This window comes from Methanomethylovorans sp. (assembly GCF_041447285.1).
Classification (GTDB): domain Archaea; phylum Halobacteriota; class Methanosarcinia; order Methanosarcinales; family Methanosarcinaceae; genus Methanomethylovorans.
In genome coordinates this window covers 18,342-40,981 of the sequence record NZ_JBGMEB010000001.1, presented here as the reverse complement: position 1 = coordinate 40,981, position 22,640 = coordinate 18,342, and the positions used below count along the sequence as shown (strand labels likewise).

General features: G+C 39.3%; 17 protein-coding genes and 1 pseudogene. 8 read left to right on the top strand and 10 right to left on the bottom strand.

What is annotated here, in order from left to right:
• Positions 1-3: 3 nt before the first annotated feature.
• On the bottom strand, positions 4-927 hold the full coding sequence (locus ACC612_RS00165; protein ID WP_371852438.1) for a UbiA family prenyltransferase: 924 nt from the start codon (positions 925-927) through the stop codon (positions 4-6).
• A 605-nt stretch (positions 928-1,532) separates the two neighbouring features.
• Positions 1,533-3,509 carry a PAS domain S-box protein gene (locus ACC612_RS00160; protein ID WP_371852437.1) on the bottom strand — a complete coding sequence of 659 codons (1,977 nt, stop codon included), beginning with the start codon at positions 3,507-3,509 and terminating at the stop codon, positions 1,533-1,535.
• A gap of 334 nt (positions 3,510-3,843) precedes the next feature.
• On the opposite strand from ACC612_RS00160, the gene ACC612_RS00155 reads away from it, so the two are divergent.
• Genes ACC612_RS00155 through rnhB form a run of 3 tightly spaced genes read left to right on the top strand, consistent with a single transcriptional unit; the run spans position 3,844 to position 9,170 of the window.
• Positions 3,844-6,201: a type II/IV secretion system ATPase subunit gene (locus tag ACC612_RS00155; protein ID WP_371852436.1), complete on the top strand. Its 2,358-nt coding sequence runs from the start codon at positions 3,844-3,846 to the stop codon at positions 6,199-6,201.
• A gap of 19 nt (positions 6,202-6,220) precedes the next feature.
• Entirely contained in the window at positions 6,221-8,476 is a 2,256-nt protein-coding gene (locus ACC612_RS00150) for a type II secretion system F family protein (protein ID WP_371852435.1), read from the top strand.
• A gap of 40 nt (positions 8,477-8,516) precedes the next feature.
• Positions 8,517-9,170: a ribonuclease HII gene (gene rnhB / locus ACC612_RS00145; protein ID WP_371852434.1), complete on the top strand. Its 654-nt coding sequence runs from the start codon at positions 8,517-8,519 to the stop codon at positions 9,168-9,170.
• 2 nt (positions 9,171-9,172) lie between these two features.
• Here rnhB and purQ read toward each other — a convergent pair whose 3' ends face one another.
• From purQ to ACC612_RS00130, 3 genes are all read right to left on the bottom strand, one after another.
• A complete protein-coding gene (gene purQ, locus ACC612_RS00140) occupies positions 9,173-9,871 on the bottom strand; it encodes a phosphoribosylformylglycinamidine synthase subunit PurQ (RefSeq protein WP_371852433.1) in 699 nt (232 codons plus the stop codon).
• Positions 9,871-10,119: a phosphoribosylformylglycinamidine synthase subunit PurS gene (gene purS, locus ACC612_RS00135; protein ID WP_321420832.1), complete on the bottom strand. Its 249-nt coding sequence runs from the start codon at positions 10,117-10,119 to the stop codon at positions 9,871-9,873. Before purS ends, purQ begins: the two co-directional genes overlap by 1 nt.
• A 62-nt stretch (positions 10,120-10,181) precedes the next feature.
• The gene (locus tag ACC612_RS00130) at positions 10,182-10,841 is read right to left on the bottom strand and encodes a CDP-alcohol phosphatidyltransferase family protein (protein ID WP_371852432.1); all 660 of its coding nucleotides are present in this window, start codon (positions 10,839-10,841) and stop codon (positions 10,182-10,184) included.
• Positions 10,842-11,016: 175 nt separating this feature from the next.
• On the opposite strand from ACC612_RS00130, the gene ACC612_RS00125 reads away from it, so the two are divergent.
• The 4 genes from ACC612_RS00125 to ACC612_RS00110 all read left to right on the top strand — a co-directional run bounded on the left by ACC612_RS00125 (position 11,017) and on the right by ACC612_RS00110 (position 15,552).
• On the top strand, positions 11,017-11,418 hold the full coding sequence (locus tag ACC612_RS00125) for a hypothetical protein (RefSeq protein WP_371852431.1): 402 nt from the start codon (positions 11,017-11,019) through the stop codon (positions 11,416-11,418).
• 128 nt (positions 11,419-11,546) lie between these two features.
• Positions 11,547-13,727 (top strand): diphthine--ammonia ligase, encoded by a 2,181-nt coding sequence (locus ACC612_RS00120; RefSeq protein WP_371852430.1) that lies wholly within the window; start codon positions 11,547-11,549, stop codon positions 13,725-13,727.
• Positions 13,728-14,004: 277 nt separating this feature from the next.
• On the top strand, positions 14,005-14,817 hold the full coding sequence (locus tag ACC612_RS00115) for a hypothetical protein (RefSeq protein WP_371852429.1): 813 nt from the start codon (positions 14,005-14,007) through the stop codon (positions 14,815-14,817).
• Positions 14,818-15,114: 297 nt separating this feature from the next.
• A complete protein-coding gene (locus ACC612_RS00110; RefSeq protein WP_371852428.1) occupies positions 15,115-15,552 on the top strand; it encodes a hypothetical protein in 438 nt (145 codons plus the stop codon).
• A 72-nt stretch (positions 15,553-15,624) separates the two neighbouring features.
• On the opposite strand, the pseudogene ACC612_RS00105 reads toward ACC612_RS00110, so the two are convergent.
• Both ACC612_RS00105 and ACC612_RS00100 read right to left on the bottom strand, forming a co-directional pair.
• A pseudogene (locus tag ACC612_RS00105) lies at positions 15,625-16,773 on the bottom strand (MFS transporter).
• A gap of 103 nt (positions 16,774-16,876) precedes the next feature.
• A complete protein-coding gene (locus tag ACC612_RS00100; protein WP_371852427.1) occupies positions 16,877-17,353 on the bottom strand; it encodes a MarR family winged helix-turn-helix transcriptional regulator in 477 nt (158 codons plus the stop codon).
• Here ACC612_RS00100 and ACC612_RS00095 point away from each other — a divergent pair.
• On the top strand, positions 17,329-17,490 hold the full coding sequence (locus ACC612_RS00095) for a hypothetical protein (protein WP_371852426.1): 162 nt from the start codon (positions 17,329-17,331) through the stop codon (positions 17,488-17,490). The genes ACC612_RS00100 and ACC612_RS00095 overlap by 25 nt on opposite strands.
• Before the next feature lie 208 nt (positions 17,491-17,698).
• Here ACC612_RS00095 and fpoB read toward each other — a convergent pair whose 3' ends face one another.
• The 3 genes from fpoB to ACC612_RS00080 form a co-directional block, all read right to left on the bottom strand.
• A complete protein-coding gene (gene fpoB, locus ACC612_RS00090; RefSeq protein ID WP_371852425.1) occupies positions 17,699-18,229 on the bottom strand; it encodes a F(420)H(2) dehydrogenase subunit B in 531 nt (176 codons plus the stop codon).
• Between the two features lie 417 nt (positions 18,230-18,646).
• The gene (locus ACC612_RS00085) at positions 18,647-21,349 is read right to left on the bottom strand and encodes a restriction endonuclease (RefSeq protein ID WP_371852424.1); all 2,703 of its coding nucleotides are present in this window, start codon (positions 21,347-21,349) and stop codon (positions 18,647-18,649) included.
• A 192-nt stretch (positions 21,350-21,541) separates the two neighbouring features.
• Positions 21,542-22,636, bottom strand: a complete 1,095-nt coding sequence (locus ACC612_RS00080) for a (Fe-S)-binding protein (protein ID WP_371852423.1) — start codon at positions 22,634-22,636, stop codon at positions 21,542-21,544.
• Between the last annotated feature and the right edge of the window lie 4 nt (positions 22,637-22,640).

Genomic DNA, 22,640 nt, shown 5'->3' with positions numbered 1-22,640 from the left:
ACTTTACAGCATAATTGACACAAGAACTGTGAGCTTACCCAAGTTGCTGCCAAAAAAGACCACACTAAACCATATAATAGGTTCTACTGCTGCGAGCAAATAGCAGGTATAGTTGTTCATTGAACTTTTTACCTTTTTAATGTAGCCAAATGCATAGAACATAACAGGCACAAAGCTGAGAGAAACTAGCGGAAGAATGTGGAAATATACTGCAAAAGCCAATAGTGCAATAGATGCAATGTTAAGGCATTTCAATAATCCGAATTCTTTATGACTGCCCAATACTACGGGAATTGTTAGGAGGCCGTTTTTCCTGTCGCCTTCTACATCTCTAACGTCAAATAATATTTGTATGGCGACCATCCTGGTAAATACAAATCCTGCCATGATCAAAGCTGCTGCTGTGATAGGAATGGAGTAGTAGAAGAAAAAGAAAAGCACAAGTAAAGCCCATACCGCAGAGACAAAAAAGTTTTTGAAAGCGATTATGTTTTTTGTGAGTTTCTTGAAATAGGAGCTGTAAAGAAGGCCAAGAGCAAGAACAACAAATCCCAGAAGCATTGTTATAAGGTTACTGAATTGCATGAAAAGCATTGTTAGGACAGCGAATGAAACTGCAACAACAAAATATGCCTTTTTGTTGCCTGAAAGATAGCTCGCTCTTGCGGAATTAGTCATCAAGTCATCAGTTGCACCCTGAGTATAGTCATAAAGATAGATAGGATAAAATATAAGATAGGTTACAAGCAGAAGGTCTGGCCCAATCGGTAATCCGAATAAAAGAGAACACATAGCTACCACACAGGTAGCACCTAAAGCAAAAAGATGACCTCCAAATATAAACTCCTTCCAGAAAGAGATAATCATTTTTTCTATATCGATTCTAATATTAGTGTTATTTGACACATACTTGAACGTGGAAACCATGACTTAAACAGAAAGTGGACATGTTTGTAAGTATTATGAACATAATATTATAATTTAGACTAAAAAATATGTTCTAAGAATTGATTTCTTGTTCAAAATAAAAATTATGTTCATAAAAAGAGTTCTGAATAAATTATGGATGGCAAACGAATATTAAGAAAACGACATCAGTAAGCAGCCAAAATTGGAACAATTTTTTCATAAGTAATGCAAATCAATTTTGCGTGAACATGATAATAGTAGTACTGTTTGTAGAAAAGATGGCTTTTTACATGCTTTTTTGTCAGAATAAATAAAACAAAATAAATTACTATTTATAAAACACTAACTAGAGTCTTACATACTGAAATTACAAAAAAGGTTAATGTACATATACATAAATAATATGTTATAAATATTATATTAATAGTTAAAAATATGTTCACAAATATAGCACACTAAAAATTAAACATGGATATATGTATTTGAGATGTATCTCAAAGAAGAACAATGAATCATCTTTAAAAGTACAATAATTAATTTGATCTATTCTAAACTAATCTAATTTGACAAAAGATATCAAAAAACAAAAAGAATAAAAAATAAATAGAGTTGAAAAAGTAAATTCATTGATAAATGGGCAGTGAGATATGAACAGTAGTACCTACTTGTTCTTCACTCTCGATCCATATCTGACCATCATGAGCATCAATAATGGTCTTACAAATATAAAGACCAAGACCTGTGCCACCATATCTTCTTGTTATTGAGCCATCAATCTGATAGAATTTATTGAATATCTCACCAAGTTTTACCTGGGGCATACCTATACCTGTATCTCGGACTTGTATGTGAAGATGATCTTCATCTCTTATAACATCGATAAAAACGCTTCCGCCTGCAGCCGTGAATTTAATAGAGTTCTCAATTATATGTAAAAACACCTGAGGCATATAATCCTGATCAGCCCTTATCAGAGGTTCGCATGGAGAAACATTACATTCAATCTTAATTCGAGACTGTTTTATCTGCAAATCCAATGAATACAATGCCTGGTCTATTAGTTCCTTGAGGCTAACAGGATCAAATTTGTATTTTGCTTTGCCTGCGTTCACAATGTTTAGGAAAAGCAAGGAGTCTATAAGCCTTTTAAGGCGCGAAGAATTACGCACAATTGCACCCATGGCCTTTTTCTGCTTCTCATTAAGAGAGCCCAATACACCTTCATCAAGAAGTTCACTATAACCTTTGATGCTGATAAGTGGAGTCTTAAGTTCATGGCTCAGGTTTGAAAGGAATTCATCCTTCAACTTGTCCATGGATTTCAGTTCTTCGTAGGCTTTTGCAAGCTCCACCTCTTTCTTCTTACGTTCAGTTATGTCTTCTCCCGAACTGATAGTTCCCATGATACGACCAGCATCATCCCTTAACACAACATCATGCCAAAGAATCAGCCTTTCTTCCCCAGTCCGTGTCTGTATATAATTTTCCATAAATGGAGGCGGTGTCATTTCACCAGCAAGGACTTTTATATAATTCTCTTTTGTTATGTTACGTACCCGATCAGGAAGAAAAGTATCAAACCAGTTCTTACCAAGAACCTCATCTTCACTGTACCCAAGAACTTCACAGGCTTTCCTGTTGACCAGCACTATATTCATATCAGTGTTAACTACGCCTATTAAAGAACCTGCCACGTCAAGATACTGATGAGCTTTGTTCCTTTCTTTAATTACAAGTTCTTCTGTCTGCTTAAGATTTGAGATATCATATACTATAGCGTGTATAGAAGCATATTTTTCATGTTTGCAAATATTATGATGGAGATTAATGTTGACCCATTTCACATGGCCATCTATGCGCACTATGCGGTAGCTATGCTCAGCGGAATAACCTGGAATAAGAATAGCCTTTTCTGCATGGCGAACGAAAGAAGAGAGGTCATCCGGATGCAATATGTGTGCCCAGTTAACTCTCCCGGAAAGAAAATCTTCACTTTCATAGCCAGTTATGCCCTGAATGGCACCTGAAATAAAACGTATGTTATAAAATTGATCAGCCTGAAAAAAAATACCTTTAAAATTTTGCACAAAACAATTATACTTCTCTTCCACCCTGCGAACTTGCTCACCCAAACATCTTGAGTTAGAAGCATCTTCAAGAATAAGAAGCAAGTTTTCTGTCCCTTCTTCTGTTGCTTTTAGAGTATAAACCTTCCACAAATATGTATATTCTCCATTAGCCGTGATAATAGGACAGCAGAAATCCATGTGAGAAGAAAAAGAGTCTGATAAAAAAGAATAGCATTTTTCTTTTGCAGCAGCTCGCGTATCTTCTGGAACAAATGTTTCAAACCAATCTGCACCCTTGACCTCAGAACCCGTATAAGATAAGTTTGCAGCAATACTTGAACTCATGTACTTAACATACATGTTCTTATCAAGAATGATCACCATAGCAGCTGTTGTTTCAAAACAAAATTCTGCTATTGATGATTCACCATTTTCAAGATCTTGAGCAAATCTGCGTAGCATTTCTGGATTTAAAGATGCCTGTGCATATTTTGCACATTTTGGATCAAAACTCTTGTTTACAGCGATCATGTTAACAACAAAATACCTTTGAAGATGGATGTAATAAACAATTAAATGTATAATCATATCTTATATATATCTTTCTGCATAGATTTTGCCTCTGCTACCTATTTTATGATTTATCAATGTAATGTAATCCAGTAAATAGGACTAACCGATGATACAGATTGATTAAAATGAGACTGTACAGTGACTACCCATATTACTTTACTCAAATGATCAGAAACTCTAACTTTTGTGCAACAATAACTATATATAACGACAAATCATCTATAAACTTAATAGAATACTAATTTATTTATATTAATATCCGCATACCTTGCACTAATAATTATGGTGGAAAATGGCTGAGAATTCCAGTTTAAATGAAAGGGAGAAAAATGATAGCCTAGAAGAAGAATCTGCAAATCATAAATCTATAGCCGCCCACGAAGTAATTGTAAACCAAGTTGACAACGAAACAGGCAAATTGCAACAAAGAGAGATGAATGAATCAGGCAAGAAAAACATGAACGAAAATGGGAAGAAAGAAACAGAGGAAGTTGATATTTCCATCTATCGTCCTAGAATAAAAACTCAAAACATTGAACAACAAATATACTGCAGTTCACCATCAAAAAATGAGGATGAAATAAATATAAATCAAAATTCCGATGCAGAAAGAAAAAATGATCAAATTGAAGCAGTTACAAAAATATTCAGGACTGGGGAAAGTGCAGAATCCTTACTAAAGGACATTGAAATACTGGTTCCACGTTCATCTAAATTTGGGATTCCTCGTAATTTTGAAGAAGAGAAGGAAAACAAGACGGATAATACTGATAAAAATTTTAACTCTGAACTTTGCCTTCCTAATATTGAAACTGAAACTCCTTTTAAAGATCAAAAACCGGAGATTTCATTTGAGAATCAGATAGTTTCTCATGAGAGTTCAGGTGATGACACTTCAGATCTCACAGAGATAACGCTGGAAAAAATATCAGCAATTGAAGAACCTACAATTGAATCGACAGCAGTTATTGAAAAGGAAATAGAAAAAAATAAACTAGCTGAAACTGATATTAAAAGTCAGATCATCGAAAAAACTGTTACAACTGAATGTAAGCTGCCTGAAACCGATTTGAAAAAGAAGCTACCTATAAAGGAAAAAATACGCAGCTTGTTTCAGCAACAAGAACAGCAGATTGAGAAATACGACCCGAATATCCATGGCCAGATATCTCATTTTAACGGAGTGGAAGGCTATGAAGAAGTGGAACGCTATTGGGTCAGCGAACCATATACATTTGTAGTAATTCTCTTTAATTCTGAACGCAACAATTACCTCTACTATGTAGTAGAACCTGAATTGACAGATTTTGAACAAATATTCCTCACAGAGATCAAGGATCGTCTGAGAGATATGCTTCTAGTTGAAAAGGTCGATGAGGAAACCGAGAAAGAAAAAATACTGGACATGAAGATAGCCTATATAGTGAAAGATTATGCTATCGAAGTTACACCTGCAATGCTGGCAAAGATCTCTTACTATATAAAAAGGGACTTTATATGGTTCAATAAGATCGATCCCCTTATGCATGACGATTCTATAGAAGACGTTTCAGGCAATGGGCATGATGTGCCTATCTTCCTGTATCATCGAAAACATACTAATATTGCAACAAATGTGATCTTTCATGAAGATGAACTCAACTCTTTCATAATCCAGCTTGCACAGAGGAGTGGAAAACATATATCTGTGGCAGAACCCATGGTTGATGCCACAATGCCCGACGGATCCAGGATCCAGATGACTCTGGGAACCTGTGTTACTGCTCATGGCAGTACTTTTACTATACGTAAGTTCAGCGAGGTCCCCATTACTCCTGTAGATCTCATAAAATGGGGTACATTTTCAGCAGAATCCATGGCTTACCTTTGGCTTTGTATTGAAAACAATAAGAGTCTTATATATGCGGGAGGTACCGCATCAGGAAAAACATCGTCCCTTAACGCCGTATCCCTGTTCATTCCGGAAAAAGCAAAGATCATCACACTTGAAGATACACGGGAACTTAAATTACCTCACCCTAACTGGATACCTAGTGTTACCAGGGATTCTTTCACCGCAGACGAACGTGGAGCTGTGGATATGTACGATCTGCTAAAAGCTGCCTTAAGACAAAGACCAGAGTTCCTGCTTGTGGGTGAAGTGAGAGGAAAAGAAGCATTGACACTCTTCCAGGCAATGTCTACCGGGCACACAACATTCTCCACAATGCATGCAGACTCTGTAGCTTCTGCAATTCACCGACTTGAGAATCCCCCGATCAGTGTACCTCGTACTATGATCCAGGCATTAGATATCATGAGCATCCAGTCCCAGACTTACACCAAAGGCAAACGCGTAAGAAGAAATATCAAACTGGTAGAGATAACTGATATCGACCCAAATACCAGGAACATTCGCACTAACGATATTTTTGTATGGGATTCTGAAAGGGATGTGTTTGTAAGGACAGGAGAATCCAAAGCGCTCATGGAGATCAAGATGCGTAGAGGCTGGACAAATGCAAAGGTTGACCAGGAACTTCGTAACAGAAAACGAATTTTAGAGTATATGGTGAAAAATAACTATACAGATTTTAAGCAGATATCTGACACCATCAATGCGTATCAGTCTAAACCTGATAAGCTCCTGAAGAAACTGAACCTTGAATAAATATACAGCAGGTCGCATCATGGATAACAATAATAACGAGTTAGATACGGCCAATAATGATGCAAAGCAGGTATCAGAGCATATAGATGAGCAGGGTATGCAGCAAGATAAAGCAGTTTTAGAGAAAACTGAAACTAAGAATGATGCAGAATCACATAACAAAAAGACTTCCAGACAAAAAAAACAAATTAGGGATTTGTTTACATCGTTCTCTTCACGCAGAAAAAGAGATGTCAAAAACCCTCTTGAATCATCTATAGAAACTAAATTCATCTTCTATTTGAATATACTTAAAAAAATACCTTTTGTGATCCTTGGGGACAGGATAAAGGAAAACAAAGGAAGCTATGAAAATCTGAAAATACAGCTTAAACAAGCCCGCATTCCGATATCATATGAGATGTATATCTCTAATGCTATTTTCTATTCCCTGTTATGTGGTATTACAGGTGCCATTCTGGGATTGTTCATGGCATATACGTTGATTGCGGTGATAGGGCTTCCTGAACAGATCACACAACTTACATTTGGTCCATCCACAGCCTGGCTACTGCAATTCAAGAAATTGTTCATTTCTCTTATAATAGTAGTATTTTCCACTGTTTCCTTAGGTGGAGTAACCTATGCATTATTCATGATGTACCCAGGGTTTCAGGCAAGTGAAAGAAAAGGTAAGATCAACAGACAACTGCCGTATGCTGTGACCTTTATGTATGCCATGAGCAAGGGAGGCATGAATATAATAGATGTATTCAGAGCCCTTGCAAAATCAGTGAATACCTACGGAGAAGTTTCACTGGAAATGGATTCAATCGTAAGAGATATGGAATATTTCGGACACGATCTGAGGACAGCCTTGTCCAATGCATGCGCTATCACGCCTTCCGACAGATTCCAGGACCTTATGTATAACCTGCTTACAGTGATAGACAGTGGTGGAAGCATTCCAAAATATTTCCAGGATAAGTCCGAAAGCTACCTGTTAAAATCACAGACCGATCAGAAGGGATTTCTGGAAACCCTGGGACTCCTAGCCGAGTCTTATGTAACCGCCTTTGTAGCTGGTCCTTTGTTTATTATAATAATGGGTGTCATGATGGCAGTCATGGGATCTGGCACCACTACTATGATATACGCTGTGATCTATGGAGTACTGCCCGTGGGTTCAGTGATGTTCGTAGTCATGATTAGTATAATTACTCCCAGCGAGATGGGAGAGCCTGAACTCTTGCCCACACGTGCAGCACTTAAACATGATCTACCTCAAGTTCCCGATAATCTGCAACAGGAATTTGATGAGAATGGAGAATTGATCGAAGAGAGCGATGAGAAAGTTAAACAAAGGCAATACTATGAAGGCTTTATCAAGTCGAAAAAAGAGCTTAATCTGAAGAAAATGTTAAAAAATCCGCTTGCGCCTATGTTTGCCAATCCTCTGGTCTCCGCAGCAGCAACAGTTCCTATAGCATTGCTTGTACTGATGATACCTTTTATGCTTAACATGCATAGTATCGTCACTCCTGCACAACTTGTGGAGTTTATTGATGACAAGCTTGTTCTTGCACTTTTCATAGTTCTGATTCCCTTAGCCATATTCCATGAGATCAAGAACATGAAGAAGAAAAAAATAGAAAACAATTTCCCTGATATGCTTAAGAAACTGGCAAGTACCAATGAAACTGGTATGACCCTGAGAGATTCTATACACCTGATGGCCAAATCAGATACAAATGCCCTAAGTAAGGAAATAAAGAAGATATGGAACGATATTACCTGGGGGCTTGATATTAACGACTCTTTGATACGTTTCGCCAACCGGCTAAGAACACAGGTTATTACCCGGTCCCTTTCCCTTATCACGAAGGCAAACGATTCCAGCGGAGATATAGGAGAAGTACTTATTGTTGCTGCAAGGGATGCTGCGTCTGAACAGGCAATGCGCCGTGAAAGAAGCATGAGCATGATGATCTATATCGTTATAATTTACATTTCCTTCCTTGTGTTCGTAGGCGTGATATTCGTTATTTCTACTACATTCCTGACCGAAATGGCTACAGCCGGTGAGAAAATGGCAGCCTCCGGATCTTCAGGTGGTTTCCTGGGAAGTTTTGATCTGGATGCATACACCCAGTTATTCAAGCACGCAGCTCTAATCCAGGGACTTAGCTCAGGATTAATGGCTGGCGCTATGGGAGAAGGAAGCGTTATGTCCGGGCTTAAGCATTCAATAATCATGATGACCATTGGATTTTTGATCTTCACACTGTTCATCTGACCATATCAACTTTTATGCATTGCACTGGTTGTAGTAAAAGATGAGGATAGCAGGAATAGATGAAGCTGGGAAGGGGCCTGTGATCGGTCCTATGTGCATAGGCGGAGTACTTGCCGATAAAGAAAAGATTGATTCGCTGAAGAATCTGGGAGTGGCTGATTCCAAAAAGCTCACGCCTAAGAAAAGAGAACATCTGGCACATCAGATCGGGAAATATGCACAAAAGGTCTACATTTTTGTAGTATCTCCCTCGCAGATAGATGAGCTGCGTAAGGTCATGACCATGAATCAGATAATGGTTCTGGGATTTTCAAGAGTGCTTGAAGAATTGCAGCCTGATATGGCTTACGTCGATGCTGCAGATGTGAACGCAACAAGGTTTGGAACTAACCTTAAAGCGCAATATGCGAAGAAGTTCCCTGAAAAAGCCAAAGAGCTGGCAGTGGTTTCTGAACACCAGGCGGATGCGACATACCCTATAGTATCAGCAGCTTCTATTGTGGCTAAGGTAAGAAGGGATGAACTCATAAAGGAGCTGGAAAAGAAAATCGGCATTGATTTTGGTAGCGGTTATCCTTCAGATCCGAAGACAAAACAGTTCCTGGAAGACTGGAGCATGGAACATGATACACTGCCGGAGTTTGTCAGACATTCATGGAAAACCGCTGAGAATGTACTAAAAAAGAAAAAATAATTTCAGGCAGAACCTGTTATGTAATCTGCCATAGACTGGAATACTTTAAGACCGTCCTTTGAACCGAGGATCTCCTCTGCAGCCCTTTCAGGATGAGGCATCATACCCAGTACATTGCGGGAAGTGCTGACAATGCCTGCTATGTTCTCCTGTGAACCATTGGGATTCACTTCATCAGTAACATGACCTTCTGCATCTGCGTATCGGAATACTACGAGATCATCATACTCAAGCTGGGCCAGAGTAGCCTCATTAGCATAGAAATTGCCTTCCTTATGAGCTATGGGAATGCGTACTACCTCTCCTTTCTTGAACCTGGAAGTGAATGGAGTTTCTGTGCTTTCCACACGCAGGCAGGTAGGCTGGCACCTGAACTTGGGATACATGTTGGTTGTCATAGCACCTGAAAGCAAACCAGATTCTGTCAATACCTGGAATCCATTGCATATACCAAGAACGGGCTTTCCTTCTGAAGCCAGTTTCTTCACTGATTCCATAATAGGAGTACGGGCTGCGATGGCACCGGCCCTGAGATAATCGCCGTAAGAGAATCCACCAGGGATCACTACACCTTCAAAACCAGAGAGGTTTTCTTCTTTGTACCATACAAGTCTCGCATCCAGACCCACAACATCTTTCAGGACATGGAGTACATCCTGATCGCAGTTACTGCCGCCGAACTGGACAATGGCAATGGTCATCAGATTTCCCTCAAAGTAATAGTATAATTGTGTATAATTGGATTTGCAATGAGCTTTTGGCACATCTGCTCCACATTCTCTCTTGCATCATGGATGTTCTTTGACTCAAGTGTAATGGTGTATTTCTTTGAAGTTTTCACACTTTCCGGAGTATATCCCAGGTGTTCCAGTGCTCTTTTAATAGTAGTGCCCTCAGGGTCAAGCATACCGGATTTTAATTCGATGATAACATCAGCTTCATATCTCATTGTATATCCTCAGTTGGGTTAGTTGCTATAGTATGACAGACTACGCAATTAAAAATAACGCTTTATCTTCCAAACCTTAAGGAGCGTTCTGCCCGTATCAACCTCTGCAAAGAAGTGATATGAGTAAGAATAACTATCAAAACTATTGATGCAATCAGATAGCCAGTGAAAGATCCCAGCACCAACAGTATCATCCTTTCGGGTCTTTCTGCAAAACCAATATCCATGGATTTAGCACCTGCTGCCTCTGAACGTGCCCTGGTGTAGCTTACAAGATATGACCCGATTAGTGCGAGAGAACACCATAGCCAATCAGGGAACAATAATGAAGAAACTGAAATTATGTTCCTGCTGAGTAGCCCGTAGATAATTCCAACAAAAATAATACCATCTGCATAGCGGTCGCATACTGAATCCAGCACAGCTCCAAAAGCAGTCATTCTGTTAGAGGCTCTGGCCACTGCACCGTCCAGTACATCAAAAATACCGCTAAGAAGGATGAAGACTCCACCCAACACCACATAACCTCTGGCAAAGATCATTGCTGTTATAATGCTTACAACAAGACCTGTAATAGTAAGCATGTTTGGAGAAAAGGGTATTCCTTTGGCCAGTGGTAATAAAGATATCCTGATGGTGCTTTTTAACTTATTGAAAATGATGCATCCCTCGCTGATCTCGTACAGTTTTAACAATAATAGTATTTTAGTTGTTGGTATCAATAGAGCAAACAACTGTATAAAACGTCTCTATGATGAGTATGAGTATTAGTATATACTACACTAGAGAAAACATTAAATACCATTTTACGTGATTTTTACCAGATGCTGGAAGAAAAAAGGTGGTACATCCATCCAAGATCTAACTGGATCAAACACCCAGCAAGAGGTAACAAACATGAGACCTGAGCGCAAGATGGTGGTTTGCGAGAACGGCAATATAGTGGTAAAGAAGATCGCCCTGTCCTATAGAAAAGAGAATGGAGAAGAGATCTTTTTACTGGATTCAGAAGTTGTGATGGAGGAAAAGCCCAAATATAGGACTGCCGATGAGCTCTACAGGCGAATCGAAGAAAACTTTGTCAACATTGGACTTCTCAGAAGGGTCGATATGTCCGGTATGAGTGAAGAGATGGTAAGGGAACTTATAATGAAGAAGCATGAAAAGGAAGAAAAGTTCCTGGCGGCCGGTGCAGAGAAAGGGTTCAAACTCTCAGAAGACATAGATCCTGATGACATTCTAAGGTTCTATGTATCACTGACACCCGAAGAAAGGATACAGTTTAACTGCAATCCCTAACTTCAAACCTTTTCTTGTAGAAGCTTCAATTACCGTTACTTCAATTCCTGTTAGATAAGGTACGATAGATTATTAGCGAGGAACCGCATTTATCCTGCTGATCCGATAGGAATTGACAGGAACAGAAAATGTGCGGTATTAATGGCTTTTTTAACAGGGAAAACGCTTCTGAACTTACGCTCAGGGCTTTGAACATATTGGCAGATCGCGGAAAAGACGGAGCAGGTGCTGCAGGAAATGGGTGGGTGGAGTATGAGAATATTCCTGAGAAACTGCACCTTCCGCATGAGAGCAATATTATTGGCCATACCCTGCATTCCATGGTTAACTTTACTAGGCAGCCTCTTGTTTATGAGGGGATTTTTGCATCAAATTGTGAGATATACAACTGGAAGGAACTGACAGAAAACTTCCATATCGATGCTTCCAACGACTCGGATATGCTTGTAAAGCTCATCGAAAAAAGATTGCATGATGGCAATGTGAATACCAATGAATCTGCAGCGGTGATGCAAAATATCAGTGAGACACTGGAAATGCTCCGTGGTGTATACGCATTCGTATACTGGAGGGAAGGAGTAGTTTATATCGCACGGGATATTATTGGTCTCAAACCTCTCTGGTACAGCCTTTTAGAGGGCTTTGCTTTCTCTTCCGAGAAGAAAGCCCTAAAAGCAACTGGATATACAGATATAAAAGAGCTTAACCCGAGAGAAATCATATCTTATGACATCAAGAGTGGAACAGTGAATCGTTACACTCGCAATTTTTTCTCAATAGCACCGCAGCATGAAGGCACTTTTGAGCAAATAGTAGAACAAGTGCAACATTTGCTTGAAAACGCTGTAACTATCCGCTTTCCCGACGAACCCTTCGGGATATTGTTCTCCGGAGGCTTGGATTCAACCATCCTGGCTTACATGTGCAAAAAGCTTGGAAAAATACCGGGAAAGGACTTCAAATGTTATAGTGCTGGCCTGAAAGATGTGCAGAACCCGCCGGATATAGAATATGCCCGCAAGGTGGCAGAAATCCTCGGTCTGGAACTTGTGGTGTACCAGATCGGCCTGGAGCAAGTAGAAGAGTATCTGAAAACTGTAGTGCCCCTAGTAGAGGATACAAATGTTCCCAAGGTCGGAGTGGCACTTACCATGTATACCGCCTGCAAGGCTGCAAAGGAAGATGGAATACGCGTTATGTTCTCGGGTTCAGGAGCAGACGAACTGTTTGCAGGATACGACAGGCATAAGCGTTCCACGGATATAAGCAGGGATTGTTATGCAGATATCCTGAAGATATACGAGAAGAACACTTACAGGGACGATGTTGTGTCCATGTACAACAACATCGAGATACGTGTGCCTTACCTTGATAAGAAGTTTGTGGAATACGGCCTTAGGATACCTCCACAATTCAAAATCAATGATACTGAGAACAAGCTCATCCTGCGCAAAGTAGGGGAAAGACTTGGCATACCTGCGGAGTTCACCAAAAGAAAGAAACAGGCTGCTCAGTATGGCAGCAGGTTCGACAAGGCTATTGACAAACTTACCAGAAGAGCAGGGTATGAAACAAAGACAGATTACCTGAAACAGTTCTATGATTATCCCAACCTGAAACTGGGAGTGCTGTTCAGCTCTGGCAAAGACAGCAACTATGCCATGTACATAATGCAGCAGCAGAACTATGCCATTGAGTGTCTGATCACCATAAAGAGCATCAATCCTGATTCCTATATGTTCCACACTCCTAATATTGGCCTTGCACAACTGCAGGCAGAGGCCATGGGAATCCCCCTTATAGAACAGATAACCCAAGGAGAGAAAGAAAGCGAACTGGAGGATCTGAAAAAAGCCATCCTTCGGGCAAAACAGGAATTCGGCATAGAAGGAGTTGTCACAGGCGCTCTGTACTCAAACTACCAGCGGGAGCGGATCGAGCGGATATGCGATGAACTGGGCCTCAAGGTGTTCTCTCCCCTATGGCACATAGATCAAGAAAAAGAAATGAGGCAGTTGCTCGCCCTGGGCTTCAGGTTTATTTTCAGTAGTGTGGCAGCCTATGGCCTGAACAATAAATGGGTTGGGCGCATGATTACGGAAAATGACATAGAACGCCTTGTGAAGCTTAACGAAAAGATCGGCCTTAACATAGCCGGTGAAGGCGGCGAGTTCGAAAGCTTTGTGTTGGATGCACCCATGTACAAAAAGAAGATTGAGATCCGTGAATTTGAGGTTATCGAGCTGGACGAATACACGGCTAAAGTCGCTATCACGGATGCTGTACTGGTGGATAAGGCAGAAGAATGATATTCTTCAGCTCCGTGAATTATTTTTTTTCGATGAGACTATTAAAGTAGAGTGTTGATCGCTTCGAAAACCTTGCCTAAGAATGGACCCAACAGACTCCGCAATACATAGATCTCATAATTATGAGTATTAACATATTTAATATATTCATAATGTATAAATACGTGACAAATCGATTTTGGAGTGTAGATCTTACCCAATTGCCTGTAAACAAGTAAGGCTAGAGAGGATGATAGATCCTGGACGAGGGAGAAGATCTAAAAACGGAGGGTGAAAAATGACATATTCCAAATTAATGAAAGCAATGCTGCTGACAGTAGCAGTATTGGGTCTAATTTCTGTGGCCAGTGCCTGTGAAATAAGCGGATATAAGTATGAAAAAGTAGGTGATGAGACACAGCCTGTGGAAGGCTGGACAATCTATCTGTACAAATTAGTGAATGGTAAGTTTGTTTACCTGACTGAGACAACTACAGATGCAAATGGATATTACCATTTCAGTGAAGCTGACAAAACTCTGACCCCATTCCCAAAGAGTACGTACGGAACCTATCGCGTGTATGAAGAGTCAAGGACTGGCTGGACACAGCTGTATCCGACAACTGGCTTCTACGAAGTACAATTGATAAGATATCCCAGAGAAGCACGTATAGTCAGGGGACTGAACTTCATAAACCAGAGAGATAATATCGACAATAACAATATCTGCTATACCGACGAGACTGCCTGGGTTGCAGGTTCCAGATACATAGAGAAGGGAAACTGGGCAACATATACACCTTATGATGGTGCAGCAAAGACCGTTGACATCTATGCTGGCCAAACCATAAAGGTAGGAACTGCCACATTCTCGGCACCTGATACAAATGGAAATGTGACCATTACTATCGACCTTAACAACGGTGCAGCTTTCGCTGATGTGGAAGAAAACCTCAAGATGCAGGGATATACAGATGTACCAGCTGAAAATAATCCTTCCCCAGGTAAGTTTACCACATATAAGGGTACGTTCTCTGGTAGCAGCGCTACAGTAACCATTCCCCAGTATGCTTACTACGGTATCCACTTGGATGTCAAAGTTCCTTGCTAAATGATGCAAGCATGCCGTTGCACCGGTCCTCATATGGACCAGTGCATTATTTTGTTGAGAAAAATATCTTTTTTTATGATCTTCTGAATGATTTTCTAATTATCAACATTTGCACTTTCTGAAATAAACTTAAAGTACATACAACTAAAGATTGTTTTAAATAATATGAATAGGAATTAATATTCCGTGTAGATGAAAAAGAGAATAATGAAGCTACAAAATCGATAGCATAAGCAGAAGATATATTAAAGTGTATCAAAACATAAACCAAAATGACCAACCAGCGGAGGTTTCCAGATGAGAATAGAATTCATGGAAAAGAAGTCAAGATACGATGAGTTCGAGAAGGAATACATGGACTCAAAGGCATACCTTCGCAGAGCCAAACTTTTCCGCGATAAGGGAATGGCCCATAGCGATGTGTTCAACGTAGCTTCCCTTGCACTTGAACGCTATCTTGTTGCTTTGTGCTACCTGTATGATGTAGAACCCTTTAACCACAATTACAACTGCCTCATGGACAGCGTTGAAAAGCTCATTGTCGTACCTGTGGAACTCAACGACGAGATCAGATCCCTAGACAAGATCTTCGACATCTGCTCCCTTGATGAATATTACCATGGTGAGCCAGAGGTGTCTGATATGGAAAGGATTATTGCAATGTGCGATGCTGTGGAAGGGTTGTTCGATCAAGAGAAAATAGAAAGAATAAGACTAGAAACAAAGGAAAACTAAAAAGAAAAAATGAAAAAAGCATTCATCGTAAATTTCCGACTCTTATGAGCCATATTGGGATTTCATTTAACTTTACTTTCCGGATTCGATAGTATTAGGGTGTTCAATAACTATTGATGTTTGTTCTATTACACCCATTATACTTACTACTCCAAAAACCAACCCCAATATAATTCCCGCAATTCCAAGGAATGCATACGCATCATACAGTGTACCATTATTCAGTATTGGCTGGATGATAATAGGACTCATAAGTTGTCCGAGGAAGAGCACTGTAGTGAATCCTGAGAATATCTTTCCGCGTGATTTCTCAGGTGCTATCCTTCCCAGCCAGCTAAGGTTTGTGGCGTTGATAACTCCAAAGCCAATGCCTGTTATTATTAGTCCGGATATAAGTGTTGTAAGGTCGGTAGCTATGGATAGTATGAAAATACCTGCTCCTAACATGATAAAGAAGAAGAGATTTGTCTTCATCTCTGAGAGGGATCTTGATATCCTCATGTTTCCAAGCCCTCCGATGGTTGCGAAAAATCCAGGGATAGAGATTAACGCTCCGATCATGAGTGTCGAAGATATGCCTTTTTCGCTCAGCACGAAAGGAAGCTTTGTCGGAACTGAGAAAAAGAGCACCATGAGTGTGAATGTGGCTATGTAGATGAGAGCAATACTCCTGAGAGACACAGGCTTTTGTTTCATCAGATTTCCAGCACTTTCTTTTTTAAGTTCAATATTCTTAGAATTCTTGTTCTTTTATTCGCTGATGGACAACATGGCCGCGGGAATTATAATCAGCGCGATGAGATATATGTAATAAGGTGCATGCCGGCTTATGTCGGCAAGGACCCCACTTGTTACTTCAAGCACCACGGCTCCAAATCCCATTGAAGCTGATTGCAGGCCAATCTTTTTCTTGAGCTCTGCACCGGAATAGTTATCTGCGAGCAGTGCAGTTGCACAGATACTCATTCCTGCAATTCCGATCCCAAGCAATACCCTGAAGGCAAGTATAGTGTAAAGTGTGTTGAGAAAAGCTCCTGTAGCCCCTACAATTGCAAAAATCGCAAGAGATATCATAAGTATCTTATTCTTGCTGTATTTGTCAGCAAGAATATCTATGAAAGGGGAACTGATAATGATACCAAGTGCCGGAAGTGTGACTACCATTGATACCAAAAGACCTGCGTTGAGAACGTCAGCGAAGTATTCGAGCATCTCGGGCAATGCCGGTGCAACCCAGCCGCACCCATGATCGTTAGCATGGATGCACTGAGGATGACTATGAGCTTTTATGTCTCATATTGTTTCTTTGAATTTTGCTGACCATTTATTGCAGGTCCTTTCCTGGAAATACTTTCCATTTCTTATCACCGTTTTCGTAAGCAGCTTCGTAACTGTTCTCTGAGATCCTGCGAAGGAGTGTCATTGCCTGCTTTCTCTCCTCTTGCAAGAGTCCTGAAAAAGCAGCTTCTTCCCATTCCTTGTCTATCTTTACCACTTCAGGAATGAGCTTTTCACCGGCCTCTGTCAGGTAAAGCCGGACAGCTCTGCGGTTGCTCTCATCCGTGATGCGTCTGACGATCCCTTTTTGCTCAAGGACATTGACTGCCCGGGCGATGCTTCCCTTATCAATGAGAAATATGCCTGCAAGGTAATCCTGTGTGATCCCCTGCTCTTCAGAGAGCACCATGAGTACGAAGAACTGGCCTGCAGATAGTCCAAGTTCTTTCATGCGATGGTTTATCCTCACGAAATGACTGCGATAAATCATTGAAATGAATGCTCCCAGTGGTAGGTCTTTCATGCGCTGCTCCTTTGTATCATGTAGTTGTGCAGATTATTGTTGTCACGGCAACAACTGGCAACCCAGTATTTAAGGATGTTGTTCACGAATCAGCAACAGCAAGGGAAAAAGAGGAAGCAGCAGAGGATCCAATATAATAAGCTATTTGTGTTTATGTAGAAATCTTCATGTTTCAACCTCAACGTGGACAGACACAACCACAGAGCACACAGAGTTCACGGAGATGGATAACTATTTTTTTCTCTGTGTTCTCCGTGAACTCTGTGGTTAAAACATAATGTGTATGTTTTCTGCAGAGCTCTATTTGCAGGCATGTAAAGAGATCCAGGAACATCACCCGTTGATTCACCTGTATTCAGTACCTTTATCCTTCTTTGCTTCGATCTTTTTCTGAAGCTCAACAAAACCCTGGATAATAGCTTCAGGTCTTGGCGGGCAACCCGGAATATACACATCCACCGGGAATATCTCATCCATGTTCTGAACAGTGCTGTAGGATTCGTAGAAAGGGCCACCGCTTATGGCACAGTCTCCAAGGGACATTACCCACTTAGGCGCAGGCATCTGTTCCCATATCCTTATCAGAGCCGGAAGGTACTTCTTTGCCACGTACCCGCTGATGATAAGCACGTCAGCATGTCTTGGAGAGTTACGCGGGAGAATTCCAAAACGGTCTGTATCAAAATGAGCCATACCTACAGCAATTATCTCAACACCACAGCAACCCATTGCATTTACCGTAAACCACAATGAATTCTTGCGACCCCAGTTGATAACATCCTGAAGCTTCGTCTTTTTAAGAAAGTCTGAGATAGCATTCGAATCAATGAGCGCTGTACCGGGTATGGCATCATTAGTTTGCTTTACTTCATCCATTTAAGAACCTCTTTCTTTTTAGTTTGTTGTCATAGCAACAGTTGTTGTGACAACAATTAAAGCGAAGGGGATATTTAAGGGTGTTGTTGATATGAGAAGAGGAATAGAAGGAGGTAAAGGTGTATTTAAGGTAGAGTTGAAGTGTTCTGGGATAAGGGAATGGCGCACAGGGAACTTGATCCAGACGATATGGATAGAGTTATTGTGATGTGAAATGCTGTGCTGAAAGGTTGTTTGAGAAAGAGAGGATGGAAGAGGTTAGAGAAGAGAACGGAGTAGAAAAAGGAGAATCGGGTCAGAAAATGGCTGTAATTAGTAACTAAGCCAATTAAAAATAGTAGTACATAATCTTGACAGGTACATTAAGTTTATAACTTGCTCGATGGTGGATGTAACAAAAACTTATGCCAAATAAATTTATGAAACCTTCTCCAAATTAGCATTAATAAACTTGGCCCAAGAGTAAAGTATATCTCTTGAACGAATTTTGTACTCGTCTGATTTAATATTGTTGAGAATGTCGGATATTCCATCTTCAAATTCATATCTTGTGCATTCAGAGTGATGGAATAGGTAATTAGCAGCTTGACATATTTTTGTCGTTTTCATGGCCTCGATTGCAATTAGTTTTTCAAATTCTGGTGTTCCGTATTTAGATTTGATTATCTTTCCTGTTTCAGTTAGATTTACAGTTCCATTTCGATATTTAATTAATCCTAAACATTTCAAATCATAAAGTGGATTTTGTAATTTTTTAAAATCGTCAATCTGTGTCTCCACGTTCAACTCCGAAAAAACTTTCATGTCATTTTTTGGTCTTTTATTGGGCATAAAATCTTTATTTGGACTATTTCTAGATGTTCGGATTTTGTTATAATCTATAAATCTCTCCATAATATCTAAATCTGCAAAATAAAACCAATTAACAAGGTTCTTTGCATAAACTTCCCATGTTTTTTCTTCAAAAGAAGTGGCTTTAAATGTGTCTTTTAAAACTAAAATAATATCAGAAAAAGTAATAAATTCAGAATTTATCTGTTTTAGCTTTTGATAAGGAGTATATCTGCTAAATTTATCATGCATAAATACCTTGAAACCTTCATCTGTTGGAGGGATATCAGATTTACTTTTTTCGAAAGAGTCATCGATTTTCCTTACCAAACCTATCATCCGAAGCTCACGTAAAATATTATCCATCGTCCGCAATCCTAAATTGCTAGGGGACAGCTCCACAAGTTCGTCTAAGGTAAATCTGTCTTTACATGAAAATAATTTATATACTTCCACACATACATTTACATATTGTCGAAGAATGTAGCTTTCCCCTATAGGTGGAACTTTATCAGTAACTAGATAATCTCTAAAAATATCCCAATAAACATTGTATTTTGTACCTAATTTTATTACTAAACGCTTATTAACTAATTCAGTCAACGTCTTCTCCTCTATTATATCATCCACTTCAGTTGTCTCAAAAAGATTTCCTTCAAAAGAACGAACTGCTATGTACTTTAGAGAAGAAGTCTCTTTTGGTGATAAACCTTCTAAATCATCGTCAAAGAGAGCTTTACAATTCAAATCCTGCTCTATTAAGCTCTCAATAGTTTTTCCAGATTTAATTTGTTGATATACATGGATACATAATTTTTTTATTAACCAAGGATAGCCTTGTGAACTTTCTATTAGCCTACTTTTCAATGTTGAGTCAATTGAATGTCCTATTGAACTTTCTAGTTGTTTAATTACTTCTTTTATTTCCAATTGATCAAACTCTTTAACAGAAAAACGTACTGCAAAGTCTTTATCCTGTTGCCATAAATAATATGCTTCATGTTCTATTGGTACATTTATTTCTGATTTCCACGAGAATCCTAAAATGAGATTGGATTTTGCCCCATCTACGTCATGTAAAAACTTATGAAAAGCTTTATATAAAGATGGTTTTCTAAATACATCTTCAAATTGATCAAAAATTAAAACTAAAATTTTATTTTGTCTTTCTAACTCGTCTAATAAACTATGTGCAGATTCTGAACCTAAAACATCAAAGCCGGAAATAAGATCTAATTTTAAATAAAATAAAGTGTTTCGCAAAAAATTATCTCTTATTGCATTATGAGCTAGTTTTTTAAAAGATAAACCAACAAAATTGCTAGATGAGGCACTCCTAACATCAACAGCAAATACATAAAATGGATTAACATCTCTTTTGATGTTGTTCCAACCACGAAGATAGTTTATTAAAGAACTTTTACCCCACCCTGATTTTCCATCGATATAGAAAATTCTTCTTGATGTCTTTTTTGAACCAACTTTCTGAATAAAATCTAATAATTCATCTGTAATACTTTTCCTACCAATGAAATGCTTAGATGACGCAGGCAGATAATCGTACCAATTTTCACTTTCCTGAACTTCAATTATATTTTCGATATCATCTACTGGTTTTTCTTTTGTAGACTGATCTTTATGACATGTTTCTTCTGAAAAAGAGATAACTTCTAAATCGTTGATTTCTGGAATGTTTTCTTTCAACTGATTAACTATTTCAGTATTATTAATATAGCTACCATTTCTAGCATCAATGACACAGAAATAAACGGGAAAAGTATTTTCCATTAGAATTAATATATGAAATATGCCAAAATATGTCCAAGCTAATGTATGTTTTGTAACAATATAAAATCCATGACTATAATTTATAGGTTTTATTTCACTGGAACTTTCGAGTAATTCAAAAAGCTTACTAGGGCCCCAGAAATATAAGTTTGGATATTTCCCACTATTTTTCATTTCATCGATTAAACCAGCAACTTGATGTTCATAATCTGAAGTTGACAAGAAATATCCACAATTTGCTTCATGGTGTTTTACATTGAAAGCAAACACTTTTATTTCACTGGAATCAAGCCTATCTTTTGCCTTACATTCTATATAGGCAAGTTCTGTTTTATCTTTATGACTTGCAATCAAATCAATTTCCATACCAGTGAAATTTACTCTTTTTTTAAGGTGATATCGTTGCGTTTCAAAAATACGACTAACGATATCCTCAAAAAAGTCTCCTTTTTTTGATTTAAATTCATTTGGATCTAAAATGATGATCATTTGTTTTTTCACTGGTAATCCACCCAACAAATCTGATTTATCGCAATTAATTTTTAGATCTTAAGATTTCGACTTTTTAAACTCTGTGACAACAAAAGAGTATGCATAGAATTCTAAATGAAATAATACAGATACTTATTTAAACTTAATGAAATATGTTCTTCAACTAATAGTTTTCATAATAAATTTGTAAGGCAATTGCTTTCACTTCCCCAGCACACTCTCAGCCAGCAGCACTGAAATGTCCTTCATGTTCAGTTCTTCGTTCCGCTCCTTGCAGACGCCTTCGGTGTGGTGCATGCAGAATGGGCAATATGAAACAAGGGTGTCTGAGACCTCCTTGTACCTGTTGACAGCCATCATTGCGATATCTCCTGAAATCTGAGGGAAGTTGGGTTTAAGACCGCCAGGACCACCGCAGCATCGTGTCTTGCCATCGAATAGCTCGATAACATCTACACCAATAGTCTTGAGGATGTCCCTGGGCACACCTGAAAGATGGCGTATAGGGCAGGCATCCCTGATAGCCACAGTCCGGTTCAGCTTTTGAGGCTTCAATTTACCTTCGTTCAGAAGTTCCTTGAACACGTTCATGGTAAGCTCCACCTCAAACTTCGGAGCTCTGCAAAATTCGGCATACGAATCCCTGATGCTATGATAACATCCCGGACAGGAGACCAGCAGCTTTTTTACGCCCAGGGACTCGATGTATTCCATATACTTCTCGCCATGTGCTGCGATCTCATCCAGATGGCCGCTGTCGATGAGGAAAATGCCGCAGCATTTCTCCTCTTTCAGTATCATTGGCTTTATGCCAGCCTTGTTGAGTAACCTGATGGTGGACTGTGCAATTTCAGGATGGCTGTAGGCTACCCAGCATCCTGCCATGTAAGCCACATCCGACTTTTCAGCAATATCAAGGTCTGGTGTCACCCAGGAAAATCTCAGAGCAGGGTCCTTCCCTCCCGGACTGTTCTTCTCCAGAATGTTCTTTGAGATCAGAGTTGTCTTTGCAGGTTCCTTGCCCTGCTCAGCCAAAAGCTTGCGTTCATATTGGATAATCTGTGTAATGGGAATATCCACAGGGCATACATCATCACATGCCCCACACCTTGTGGAAAGATAGATGTTATTGAACTCATCCTGACTCAGCTCTTCCCCTGCAAGTATCTTTGACAATGATTGGATCTTCCCCTGAGGAGTATATATGTTGCCTTCTGTAACCATATTCACAGGGCATACATCCCAGCATTTTTTACAATCAATACACAGATCCGCAAGTTCCTGTAATTTATCCATTTGA

Coding starts and splice junctions, on each gene's coding strand:
- ACC612_RS00165 (WP_371852438.1), bottom strand. CDS start 927: ATGGTTTCCACGTTCAAGTATGTGTCAAATAACACTAATATTAGAATC.
- ACC612_RS00160 (WP_371852437.1), bottom strand. CDS start 3,509: ATGATCGCTGTAAACAAGAGTTTTGATCCAAAATGTGCAAAATATGCA.
- ACC612_RS00155 (WP_371852436.1), top strand. CDS start 3,844: ATGGCTGAGAATTCCAGTTTAAATGAAAGGGAGAAAAATGATAGCCTA.
- ACC612_RS00150 (WP_371852435.1), top strand. CDS start 6,221: ATGGATAACAATAATAACGAGTTAGATACGGCCAATAATGATGCAAAG.
- rnhB (WP_371852434.1), top strand. CDS start 8,517: ATGAGGATAGCAGGAATAGATGAAGCTGGGAAGGGGCCTGTGATCGGT.
- purQ (WP_371852433.1), bottom strand. CDS start 9,871: ATGACCATTGCCATTGTCCAGTTCGGCGGCAGTAACTGCGATCAGGAT.
- purS (WP_321420832.1), bottom strand. CDS start 10,119: ATGAGATATGAAGCTGATGTTATCATCGAATTAAAATCCGGTATGCTT.
- ACC612_RS00125 (WP_371852431.1), top strand. CDS start 11,017: ATGAGACCTGAGCGCAAGATGGTGGTTTGCGAGAACGGCAATATAGTG.
- ACC612_RS00120 (WP_371852430.1), top strand. CDS start 11,547: ATGTGCGGTATTAATGGCTTTTTTAACAGGGAAAACGCTTCTGAACTT.
- ACC612_RS00115 (WP_371852429.1), top strand. CDS start 14,005: ATGACATATTCCAAATTAATGAAAGCAATGCTGCTGACAGTAGCAGTA.
- ACC612_RS00110 (WP_371852428.1), top strand. CDS start 15,115: ATGAGAATAGAATTCATGGAAAAGAAGTCAAGATACGATGAGTTCGAG.
- ACC612_RS00095 (WP_371852426.1), top strand. CDS start 17,329: ATGCTCCCAGTGGTAGGTCTTTCATGCGCTGCTCCTTTGTATCATGTA.
- ACC612_RS00100 (WP_371852427.1), bottom strand. CDS start 17,353: ATGAAAGACCTACCACTGGGAGCATTCATTTCAATGATTTATCGCAGT.
- fpoB (WP_371852425.1), bottom strand. CDS start 18,229: ATGGATGAAGTAAAGCAAACTAATGATGCCATACCCGGTACAGCGCTC.
- ACC612_RS00080 (WP_371852423.1), bottom strand. CDS start 22,636: ATGGATAAATTACAGGAACTTGCGGATCTGTGTATTGATTGTAAAAAA.